Raw genomic sequence first — 1,170 nt, forward strand, 5'->3', positions numbered from 1 at the left:
GTCGCCACGGCTCCAATCATGCCGGTTGAAACCGCCACAGGATACCAGAACGTCTCACGGTTCAGCTTGCCCGCCTCTGCGTTCAGCTTATGCGTTTCCGCCATCAGTTTGGCGATCTCCGCATTGATTCGGTTACTGTTCAGCTCGTTCATATCGGTTGCCGACATCCGTCAGTTCTCCCTTTCGGGCAGGGCCGCAGCCTTTCTGCGCCCTGCTGTCAGTATATCCCGCTGGCCTGTCACACACCACGCCAGCGAACAAAAAGCAGTCAAAGCAGCTAATCGCCCCGCAGCTCTCAGCTCTGCTGCCAGCGGTTAGTGATCATGCCTGGAATTACTCTGTAGCCTACGTCGAACCCCAGCACGGCTACCGGCCAGTTGTCGCGCAGATAAATCCGCAGCCCTTCCGGCTCGTCGGTCGGCTCATGGATGACATTACACATGCCCAGCTCTTCCCAGGGTACGGCGCTGAATCCGGCAAACGTTCCGGCCTCACAGATGTATGCGTACAAATCCATAAACTGCGCCGCCGTCAGAGTGTCAGAGTCCGGCGCAGATGTTGCCAGCGCAGAGAGGTTTACAGCCAGGTTCGCGTGTGCGAGGATGCGGGTATCAGACATAAAGTTAACTCCTTCGTGTTTTGATGCTGGCCGAAACGTGTTGCTGCACGTCCGGCCGTTAAGAGAGCAGGCCTCGGCCTGCTTTTTTAATGCGCGTTTTTCCCTGCCATTGCCAGTACGGCGCTCAGCACCAGCTCCGCGTGTCGCTTTGAGGCGTAGTCCCGGCACTCAAAATAGCGGCCACGAATTTTTGCAAAAATGTGCGTCACCTTGCCCGAATACATCTCACTGCATTTAAACGTCTCGCCTGCGGGAGTTGATTTCCAGCCCAGCGGCGGCAGCACGGTCAGCTGATCGTTCCAGCGCCCCTCGGTAATTTCCTCCCACGGCCTGAAAAGACGCGTACAGAACAGGGCATCGGCCTCGGATTCGGTCATCAGCGCCATGTCACCGTACTGCAATTGCAGTTCTTCCAGCGTCTCAAAGTTGAACAACGCCACAACGCTCCCGTCTTTAAGCGTGATCGCCTGGCTGAATATTTTGCCCGTATCGACGCGCACGAATACCAGGTTGTCAGCCGGTTTGCCCTGGCCTTTAACCCATGTTTTGGA

2 protein-coding genes are annotated in these 1,170 nt (G+C 56.5%); both read right to left on the reverse strand.

Annotated features, from left to right (window positions below):
* Positions 1-295: 295 nt before the first annotated feature.
* Positions 296-619, reverse strand: coding sequence for a hypothetical protein (locus tag BBB56_RS23390; RefSeq protein ID WP_123803269.1), 324 nt, complete (start codon positions 617-619; stop codon positions 296-298).
* A gap of 86 nt (positions 620-705) precedes the next feature.
* Positions 706-1,170 (reverse strand): hypothetical protein (locus BBB56_RS23575; protein WP_158673967.1); only part of this gene is annotated, 465 nt, incomplete at its 5' end.

The organism is Candidatus Pantoea deserta, from assembly GCF_003813865.1.
Classification (GTDB): domain Bacteria; phylum Pseudomonadota; class Gammaproteobacteria; order Enterobacterales; family Enterobacteriaceae; genus Pantoea; species Pantoea deserta.